The organism is Mycobacterium sp. E735, assembly GCF_001666955.1.
In the GTDB taxonomy this organism is placed as follows: domain Bacteria; phylum Actinomycetota; class Actinomycetes; order Mycobacteriales; family Mycobacteriaceae; genus Mycobacterium.
This window is the reverse complement of sequence record NZ_LZIX01000317.1, coordinates 34,286-42,264: the sequence shown is the minus strand read 5'-3', so window position 1 is coordinate 42,264 and position 7,979 is coordinate 34,286. Positions and strand designations below refer to the sequence as shown.

General features: G+C 68.5%; 9 protein-coding genes and 2 pseudogenes. 8 read left to right on the top strand and 3 right to left on the bottom strand.

All coding sequences use genetic code 11. The features are described from left to right. A pseudogene (locus tag A5704_RS28640) lies at positions 1-213 on the bottom strand (aromatic ring-hydroxylating dioxygenase subunit alpha); the annotation flags it as partial. Here A5704_RS28640 and A5704_RS25860 point away from each other — a divergent pair. The 7 genes and pseudogenes from A5704_RS25860 to A5704_RS25830 form a co-directional block, all read left to right on the top strand. Next, positions 207-995 (top strand): annotated as a pseudogene (locus A5704_RS25860) (SRPBCC family protein); the annotation flags it as partial. The pseudogenes A5704_RS28640 and A5704_RS25860 sit on opposite strands and share 7 nt — an antisense overlap. Beyond that, complete coding sequence (locus tag A5704_RS25855; protein WP_067751652.1) at positions 992-1,531, top strand: 3-phenylpropionate/cinnamic acid dioxygenase subunit beta; 540 nt, start codon at positions 992-994, stop codon at positions 1,529-1,531. The pseudogene A5704_RS25860 and the gene A5704_RS25855, both read left to right, overlap by 4 nt. Further along, on the top strand, positions 1,528-1,806 hold the full coding sequence (locus A5704_RS25850; RefSeq protein ID WP_067751649.1) for a dihydrodiol dehydrogenase: 279 nt from the start codon (positions 1,528-1,530) through the stop codon (positions 1,804-1,806). The genes A5704_RS25855 and A5704_RS25850 overlap by 4 nt, the downstream gene beginning before the upstream one ends. Beyond that, positions 1,790-2,584, top strand: a complete 795-nt coding sequence (gene hcaB, locus A5704_RS25845; protein WP_067751646.1) for a 3-(cis-5,6-dihydroxycyclohexa-1,3-dien-1-yl)propanoate dehydrogenase — start codon at positions 1,790-1,792, stop codon at positions 2,582-2,584. Before A5704_RS25850 ends, hcaB begins: the two co-directional genes overlap by 17 nt. Next, positions 2,581-3,303 (top strand): class II aldolase/adducin family protein, encoded by a 723-nt coding sequence (locus A5704_RS25840; RefSeq protein ID WP_082954978.1) that lies wholly within the window; start codon positions 2,581-2,583, stop codon positions 3,301-3,303. The genes hcaB and A5704_RS25840 overlap by 4 nt, the downstream gene beginning before the upstream one ends. A gap of 47 nt (positions 3,304-3,350) precedes the next feature. Further along, entirely contained in the window at positions 3,351-4,511 is a 1,161-nt protein-coding gene (gene macS / locus A5704_RS25835; RefSeq protein ID WP_067751643.1) for a MacS family sensor histidine kinase, read from the top strand. Beyond that, positions 4,501-5,163, top strand: coding sequence for a response regulator transcription factor (locus A5704_RS25830; protein WP_067751640.1), 663 nt, complete (start codon positions 4,501-4,503; stop codon positions 5,161-5,163). The genes macS and A5704_RS25830 overlap by 11 nt, the downstream gene beginning before the upstream one ends. A gap of 48 nt (positions 5,164-5,211) precedes the next feature. On the opposite strand, the gene A5704_RS25825 is transcribed toward A5704_RS25830, so the two are convergent. Next, positions 5,212-6,528: an acyltransferase gene (locus tag A5704_RS25825; protein WP_067782572.1), complete on the bottom strand. Its 1,317-nt coding sequence runs from the start codon at positions 6,526-6,528 to the stop codon at positions 5,212-5,214. A gap of 158 nt (positions 6,529-6,686) precedes the next feature. After that, on the bottom strand, positions 6,687-6,980 hold the full coding sequence (locus tag A5704_RS25820; protein ID WP_067751635.1) for a YiaA/YiaB family inner membrane protein: 294 nt from the start codon (positions 6,978-6,980) through the stop codon (positions 6,687-6,689). Positions 6,981-7,204: 224 nt separating this feature from the next. Between A5704_RS25820 and A5704_RS25815 the strand changes: the two genes are divergently transcribed. Next, positions 7,205-7,978, top strand: a complete 774-nt coding sequence (locus A5704_RS25815) for a polysaccharide deacetylase family protein (protein ID WP_082950112.1) — start codon at positions 7,205-7,207, stop codon at positions 7,976-7,978. Position 7,979 lies beyond the last annotated feature (1 nt).

Genomic DNA, 7,979 nt, shown 5'->3' with positions numbered 1-7,979 from the left:
CGACCAGTAGCCGGCGAAATTCTCGGCGCCGATCTTCCAGTTCGCCTTGATGCGCCAGCGCTGCGGCCCCCGCACTTCCACGCCGCCGGCGCTCTGCTTGGTGTAGAAGTCCAGATAGAACTTGAAGTCGCCGAGGAAGTCCTCGAGCGGTTCGGCCCCTGGGTCCAAGTTGATGAACAGCAGGCCGTTGTAACTCGCGAAGTTCGGTGCGGGGGCCGCAGCGCTGGCGCATCAAGGCGAACTGGAAGATCGGCGCCGAGAATTTCGCCGGCGACATGTACCACACGCCGCACACCCACGCCTCGATCGTGGACATCGGCCTGTTCCGCGAGCCGAAAGCGCAGAAGCGCAAGGACGGCGCCACCTACTGGGCGCACCGGGGCGGCGGCACCACCTACAAACTTCCGCCGGGCGGCTTCGAGGAGCGGATGCGCTACGTCGGCTATCCCGACGACATGATCGGCCGAATCAAAGGCGTGTGGACGCCGCGACAGCAGCGACTGGTCGGCGAGGACGGGTTCATGATCTCGGCCGCCACCTGTTTCCCGAACCTGAGCTTCGTGCACAACTGGCCCAAGGTGCGCGACGGCCACGACGACGAAACGCTGCCGTTCATTTCGATCCGGCTGTGGCAGCCGGTCAGCGAGCACGAAACCGAGGTGTGTTCGTGGTTCGCGGTGGACTCGGCGGCTCCCCCTCAGTACAAACAGGATTCGTACAAGGCCTATCTGATGTGCTTCGGTTCGACCGGCATGTTCGAGCAGGACGACGTGGAAAATTGGGTGTCGCTGACCACCACGGCCGGCGGTTCGATGGCCCGTCGGCTGTTGCTGAACAGCCGGATGGGCCTTTTGTCCGACGGCAGCCCCGTCGTCGAACCGCTGGCCGCCGACGCGTTCCACGGGCCGGGCCGCGCGCAGGTCGGCTACAACGAATACAACCAGCGCGCGCTGCTCAACATGTGGGCCGACTACCTGCAGGGAAACGGCTCGTGAGAAAGCCATTGCCGTTCAACGATGTTCGGCACTTGCAGGCGCACCAGTTCCTGGTGGAGGAGGCCTACCTGCTGGACGCCCAGCAGTACGAGGCGTGGCTCGAGACGCTGACCGACGACGTCCGCTACGTGATGCCCGTGCGGGTGACCACCGCGCGCGGCGCGGGGTTCGACGCAGCACCGGCACGGGGGCCCGGCATGGCGCATTTCGACGAGGACAAATACTCGCTGAGTCAGCGGGTCGCGCGGATGGGCACCGAGCATGCCTGGGCCGAGGATCCGCCGTCGCGGCTACGTCATTTCATCACCAACGTGCGCACGTTCGAGGCCGACGACCCGGCGCATCTGGTGGTCGAATCGGCCGAGCTGCTGTTCCGCAGCCGGGGCGACGTGAACGAAAGCGCCTTGTTGTCGTGCGGCCGCCAGGACCTGCTGCGCTGGTGCGGCGGTCCCGAAAGGACACTGAAGCTGGCCCGGCGCAATATCATCGCCGACGAGTCGGTGTTACGGATGCAGAATCTGGCGGTGTTCCTGTGAATGACGAACTGCAGCGGCTGCTGGACGGGGCGGTCGGCGAACCCCTTGTCGTGGCAAACGAATTCACCGAGGTGGTGGTGCGCCGGGTCGACACCCGAAACGGCTCGCGGTTGCTGATCAGCGCGCCGCGGTCCGGGCAATGGATCACCCTGGACGCCCTCGAGGTCGAGGCCCTGACTTGGCAGAACGGCCGCACCCTGGCCGCGATGGTGGGCAATTCCCACGCGCCGCTGCTGCCCGATGAGGCCGGGGAGGGCGATGACCGGCTGGCTTGAGGGTAAGCGCGCCCTGGTCGTCGGCGCCGGATCGGGCATCGGCCGGGCGGTGATCGACGCATTTCTCGCCGAGGGCGCGAAAGTTGCCGCGCTGGAACGTGATCAGCGCAAGTGCGCGGCCCTGAGCCGGCAGTTGCCCGGCGTTCCGGTCGTCGAGGGCGACGCGATCACTCGCGACGCCAACGAACGAGCGGTCGACGCCGCCGTGGACGCCTACGGCGGTCTGGACACGCTGGTCAACTGCGTCGGAATCTTCGACTTTTACCGGGGCATCGCCGACATCGACGCCGATGCCCTTCCCGACGCGTTCGACGAGACGTTCCACACCAACGTGCTGAGCCACCTGCAGTCCGTCAAGGCCGCCCTCCCCCGGTTGCGGGCCGGGGCGGGACCCTCGATCGTCCTGACCGAGTCCGCGTCGTCGTTCTACCCGGGGCGCGGCGGTGCCCTGTACGTGTCGTCGAAGTTCGCCGTCCGCGGCTTGGTGGCCGCCCTGGCTCATGAGCTGGCGCCGCGGATCCGGGTCAACGGGGTGGCGCCGGGCGGCACGCTCGGCACCGATCTGCGCGGGCTCGCCAGCCTGGGACTGGACGGCGTCCGCCTCGACGACACCCCGGACCGGGCGCAGGAGTTAGCCGCGCGCACGCCGCTGAACGTCGCCCTGTCCGGCGAGGACCACGCGTGGAGCTTCGTGTTCCTGGCCTCCGACCGCGCCCGCGGCATCACCGGCGAAACCGTCCGCCCCGACGGCGGATTCGGGCTGGGCGCACCGCATTGACCCCCCTCGACGAGCAACGCGCGCTGGTGGCACAGGGCTGCCGGGTGGCCGCCGCCCGCGGCCTAGTCGACGGCATCCTCGGCCACCTGAGCCTGCGAGTGGACGACGAGCGGCTGCTCATCCGCTGTCGAAGCGACGCCGACACCGGGGTGGCGTTCACCCGGCCCAGCGACATTCGGCTGATCACCTTCGACGGCGGCGCCGGCGCCGAAGGTGAACTCGGCGGCTATCGCGTGCCCAACGAGCTGCCGATCCACGTGGAGACCATGCTGGCCGATCCGGGGCACCGCGCCGTCGCGCATCTGCACCCACCCGCAGTCGTCGCCGCCGACCTGGCCGGCATCGCGATCCGCCCGATCTACGGGGCATTCGACATTCCCGGCGCGTGGCTCGCGCGCGGCGGCGTGCCCGTCTACGAGCGCGCCGTGCTGATCCGCACCCCGGCGCTGGGCAAGGAGATGGTGGCCGCCATGCGCGGCCGGCCGGTCGTGATCTGCCGCGGACACGGGATCACCAGCGCCGCCGCCACGGTGCAGGAGGCGGTGCTGCAGGCGATCAGCCTCGACGCGCTGGCCCGAATGTCGTTGCGGGTGAGAGCCGCCGGCGGCGCCCTGCGCGATATCGACGACGCGGACTGGGACGACCTGCCGGACCTGGGGTCGTCTTTCACCGCGGAGGCCGCCTGGCGTCATGAAGTGGCTCGATTACCGGCCTGCTGAGGTTAACGACGCGCCGATCTTCCCGACCGTCATCGGGCCCCACATTTATGCTGGCCACGATGGCGAAAAACAGCCTTGATCCCACCACGCCGTTATGGCGTGCGGCGCAGGTGTTCCGGCTGCTGAGCTGCGTCTACGCGACCGGGTTCCAAATCGCCATCAACCCGGATCTGCGCCGCCCCGCGCTGGGCTGGGTGCTGTTCGCGGTGCTCATCGGCTGGAGCGCGGCCTGCGCGGTGGCTTACCTGCGCGGCTTCGGCCGCCGACCGGCATGGGTGCTCGCCGAGATCGTGATCGTCGTGCTGCTCATGTCGTCGAATCCCCTCGTGACCGACCCACACTGGGCGGCTGACAATCAGACCTGGCCGACGACGCTGTGGGCCAGCAACCCCACCATCTCGGCGGCCATCCAGTTCGGCCCCGCCGGCGGCATGCTCACGGGCCTGGTGGTGATGGCCACCAATTTCACGGTCAAGAACTATTTCGCCCTCAACCTGGGGCATAACGCGACCGCCATCATCGAGCTTGCGATCGGCATGGCGATCGGCATGGCCGCCCAAACCGCGCGCCGCGCCCACGATGAGCTTCAACGGGCGGCCCGGTTGACCGCCGCGGTGCAAGAACGGGAACGCCTGTCCCGCCAGGTCCATGACGGAGCCATCCAGGTGCTGGCGCTGGTGGCCAAGAGGGGCCACGAAATCGGTGGCGCCACAGCAGAACTCGCCGACCTGGCCAGCGAGCAGGAACGCGCACTGCGGCGATGGCTGGCCAGCACGGACGCCGACCACGACACCGACGGGGCCACCGTCGACCTGCGCACCCTGCTGCGGTGCAGGGAATCCGACCGAGTGTCCCTCAGCCTGCCCCCGGCACCGGTGCCCCTGGGCCGCCGGGTGGGCACCGAGCTCGACGCCGCGGTGGGCAACGCTTTGGACAACGTGGGCGCGCACGCCGGACCCGGCGCCCACGCCTTCGTGCTCGTCGAAGACCTCGGCGATTCCGTCCTCGTGAGCATCCGCGACGACGGCGTCGGAATCGCCGCCGGCCGGCTCGAGGAGGCGGTCAGGCAGGGCCGCCTGGGCATCTCCCAGTCGATCGTCGGGCGGCTGGCTTCGCTGGGCGGCAGCGCCCACCTGCGCAGCGAACCCGGCGAAGGCGCCGAGTGGGAATTGTGCGTGCCACGCGGAGAGGCGTTCCATGACCGATGAGACCCCCACGACGGTGATGGTCGTTGACGACCATCCCATCTGGCGCGACGCGGTCGCCCGCGACCTGGCCGACGACGGGTTCACCGTGGTCGCCACCGCCGACAGCGTCGCCGCGGCGCGGCGCCGCGCGGCCGTGGTCAAGCCCGACGTGGTGGTGATGGATATGCAACTGCCCGACGGCGACGGGGCGCAGGCGACCGCGGCAGTGCTCGCGGTCTCCCCCTCGTCTCGGGTACTGGTGCTCTCGGCGTCCGACGAGCGCGACGACGTGCTGGAAGCCGTCAAAGCCGGCGCGATCGGCTATCTGGTCAAGAGCGCATCCAAATCCGAACTGGCGCAAGCCGTGACGGCCACGGCCGAGGGCCGCGCCGTGTTCACCCCGAGCCTGGCCGGGTTGGTGCTGGGCGAATACCGGCGTATGGCACAGAGCAAGGACGACGGTCCCGCCAGGCCAAGCCTCACCGAACGCGAAACCGAGGTGCTGCGCTACGTGGCAAAGGGCTTGTCCGCCAAACAGATCGCTCAGAAGCTGTCACTGAGCCACCGCACCGTGGAGAATCACGTGCAGGCGACCTTTCGCAAACTTCAGGTCGCCAATCGGGTGGAGTTGGCGCGCTACGCCATCGAGCACGGCCTCGACGAGGAGCCGTGACCCGCGGCGCAGCCGACCGACCGCGCCGCGGGTCGTGGAATCATCGAGCTACCTGCGCGCCGCGGTGAGGCGCTTCGCCGGTGCGGTGGCCATGACGCGGGCGCCGACCAACGCGGTGACCATCACCGCCATGCACACCAGGCCGTCGTCCTTGAGTCCCCACCTGATGGCAGCCAGGATCGCCACGCCCGCAACACACAACAGGCTGCCGACGGCCGCTCCCCGACCGGGCCCCGTCACCGTCGGGGCGCCGTCCCAGCCCGGCAGCGGGTTGTTCTCCAGCGGGCGCAACGCGACGAAAAGCACGGCCATGGCGCCGATCACGATGAGCAGTTGCGCGAGGCTGACGGCGAGGAAGTCCCGCGCGCCCGGGTACCGGGGGCAGCCGAGGTAGTCGAAGACCAGGTGCGCGCCCAGCAGCACGGGCATGTGCCACAAGTACAGGGTCATGGCCCCGGAGTTACCGATCGCCGTCCACCACCACACCCGAGGCCGCCGGGCCCAGCGCGCGATCGCCGGCGCGGCGGCGATCGCCAACGCGCTCAGGACGATTGCGTGGCCGGCCAGCAGCAGCGAGGGCGGGCTGGTGTTGGACAGGCGGTGATCACCGGTGCCGACCATGCTGATCTGATACGGACCCCAGGCCACCAGTGCGACGTCGACGGCGAACGCGATCGCCGCGACGGCCAGTGCGGCACGCCCGCTGAGCAGCCGGCGACGGTAGGCGATGCCGAACATGGCGGGGATGAGCCAGACGGCCAGGTTGAGGTAACCCAGGGGCATCATGGCCGGCCAGTGCAGCCTGATGGCGTCGATCACCGCGATGGTCCCATAGACGCAGGCCACAGCGGCGGCGAGACGCCCCGCGGTGGTGATGCGGTGCAGCACCGGCATGGCGGCCAGCACCAGCACGTAGGCCCCCAAGAACCACAGCAGCTGCGTGCTGACACCGGCCACCGGCTCGTAAATGTGTTGCGGCAGAGCTCGATACAGCACCGTCAGCACCACAGCCCAAAACGCCAGGTAGTAGAACACCGGCCGGAACAGTCTGGTGCAGCGTTTCATCAGCCAGTCACCCCAGTTCGTGCCGGCGGACCACGACGACAGGCAGGCCGCGGCGCCGGCGAAGAAGAACAGCGGCATGATCTGCAGGAGCCAGGTCGCAGCCTGGAACACCACCGAGGTGGTCAGCAGGTTGTCCCAGATCAACACGTGGTTTTTGATGATGCTGATGGCCATCACGGTGTGGCCGAGCACCACACCGATCAGCGACGTGATGCGGATGACGTCCAGGACGCGGTCGCGGTCGGCGGGAGTGGCCGCCGCCACCTCGGCGACGCCGGGGAATCTCGTGAGAGTTGCCATGGGATGTTATCGGACCTTTCGGGAAAGCTGTTGCGGGATAACGTGATTAGGCGATACGACTTAGGTGAAGTGCTGTCTCGGATGCCATGGACCAAGCATTGCCGGTCGGGCGGGCCCGCGCCCGCGCAGTTCTACGCGTCGGGCCTGAGTAGTACTACTCAGTTCGCGGCGGCGTTGAGCGGGTCGTAGTCGGCCAGCAGTCTCTCGATGCGCGCTTCGTCAAGGCGCACCCGCACCGTCGCGGCCTCCTGCTGGTCGCGAATCACCTTGGCCAGGGTGAACGCGCTCGACACCAAGAACAGGAAGGTGATGCCGAGGAAGCCTCGCTGCCACGCGTCGAGCGGAAGCAGGTAGATCCCGCCCAGCGCGGTCACGAAGCTGATCGCGAACGCGGCGGCGGCCTGAACGAAAAACGCGGCGGTGGTCTTGGACATGCTGTTGGGAACGGTCATGCCAAACAGCCTGCGGCAGAGCGCTGCCCGCCGGATCCGTAAGACTACTCAAGTTTGTGGTTGCCGGTTGACTGAGCTTGCGTCACAGGTTCGTATCGGTCGGCGGACACTCGCCTTACCTGGCCGGACCCAACTACCTGTGCACCTAGTCTGTCCCGCGAGCTGACCCGAATTTCGCGGTGCCCGAAAGGCGCCGACGGCCGAGGAGTATGGACGTGGCCGAACTGGACCGGCGCCGGTTCCTGGCCGCGCTGGCCGCGACGGTGGCCGTCGCCGCCGGCGGGCCTGACGAGTGCGTGGCGCTGGGTGATGTTGCCGGACCCGCGCCGTTGTCGCCCCCGCCGGACCCTCGATCGCGCGTCGCGCTACCCGGTGGCGGTGTGCTGAACAGGCTTCCGGGCAACGGCAATCTCCTGGCCTGGACGGTCGACGACGGCGCCGACACCGACGTGGTGCGGCTGTACACGCAATTCGCGCGGGACACCGGGGTGCGGCTCACGTATTTCGTTACCGGCGCCTACCACTCGTGGACCGACAACGCGGGCCTGCTTCGACCCCTGGTCGACTCCGGGCAGATCCAGCTGGCCAATCACACGTGGACACATCCCGACCTGACTCGGCTCTCGAAGGCCCAAATCGCCGACGAACTCGCTCGCACCGACGCGTTCCTGCGGAACACGTACGGCGTTGACGCCACCCCGTACTTCCGGCCCCCGTACGGCCATCACGACGCCGCGGTCGCCGCCGTGGCCGCCGGGCTGGGCTATGAGGTGACCACCTTGTGGTCCGGCGACTTACGGGATTCCGCGCTGGTTTCCGAGGACCAGATCGTCCGGATGGCCTACCAGTCGTTCCTCCCGCAGAACATCGTGATCGGCCACCTCAACCATCCACCGGCCACCCATGTGTACGGGCAGCTCGTCGACATCATCCGAGCCCGCGGGCTGCGCACGGTGACGCTCGACGATGTGTTCCTGCGACCGGGGCACCGGAGGTAAC

What these genes read in the sequence shown, in the direction of transcription:
- A5704_RS25830 (WP_067751640.1), top strand. Translation starts at nt 4,501, where the DNA reads ATGACCGATGAGACCCCCACGACGGTGATGGTCGTTGACGACCATCCC.
- A5704_RS25820 (WP_067751635.1), bottom strand. Translation starts at nt 6,980, where the DNA reads ATGACCGTTCCCAACAGCATGTCCAAGACCACCGCCGCGTTTTTCGTT.
- macS (WP_067751643.1), top strand. Translation starts at nt 3,351, where the DNA reads ATGCTGGCCACGATGGCGAAAAACAGCCTTGATCCCACCACGCCGTTA.
- A5704_RS25825 (WP_067782572.1), bottom strand. Translation starts at nt 6,528, where the DNA reads ATGGCAACTCTCACGAGATTCCCCGGCGTCGCCGAGGTGGCGGCGGCC.
- hcaB (WP_067751646.1), top strand. Translation starts at nt 1,790, where the DNA reads ATGACCGGCTGGCTTGAGGGTAAGCGCGCCCTGGTCGTCGGCGCCGGA.